The 584-nt window shown below is 66.6% G+C and carries 1 protein-coding gene; it reads right to left on the bottom strand.

Features of this window, described 5'->3' with window-relative positions:
* A partial coding sequence (locus GRZ55_RS23925; RefSeq protein WP_169289273.1) for an aminotransferase class I/II-fold pyridoxal phosphate-dependent enzyme occupies window positions 1-584 on the bottom strand: 584 nt, incomplete at both ends.

Below are 584 nucleotides of genomic sequence, written 5' to 3'. Positions count from 1 at the left end.
TGTCGGAGAGCCATTTGCACTTGGCCGCGTCGCCCACCATCACCGGCACGATGTGGCTGGGATTGGGCAGATAGGGAATGCCGATGGCGTCGAGACGCGCGCGCACCTTGGCGACCCGGTCGCGCTGGCGCATGCGTTCCATCTGGCTTGCCTTGAGGTGGCGGATGGAGGCGAGCGCGCCGGCCGCCACATGCGGCGGCAGCGCGGTGGTGAAGATGAAGCCCGACGCATAGGAGCGCACGAAGTCGATGAGGGCGGCCGAGCCGGTGATGTAGCCGCCGACCACGCCGAAGGCCTTGCCGAGCGTGCCCTCGATGAGCGTGATCCTGTCCATCAGGCCCTCGCGCTCGGCGATGCCGCCGCCACGCGTGCCGTAGAGGCCGACCGCATGGACCTCGTCGAGATAGGTCATGGCGCCGTGCTTTTCGGCGACCTCGACGATCTGGCGCATCGGCGAGATGTCGCCATCCATGGAATAGACGCTCTCAAAGGCGACGATCTTGGGCCGGTCGGGCCCGTATTCGGCCAGGATGCGGTCGAGATCGGCCGGGTCGTTGTGCTTGAAGATGCGCTTTTCGGCCTTG

This window comes from Chelativorans sp. ZYF759 (assembly GCF_012911015.1).
In the GTDB taxonomy this organism is placed as follows: Bacteria; Pseudomonadota; Alphaproteobacteria; order Rhizobiales; family Rhizobiaceae; genus ZYF759.
The sequence above is the reverse complement of the archived record's forward strand: the minus strand, read 5'-3'. Positions and strand labels throughout refer to the sequence as shown.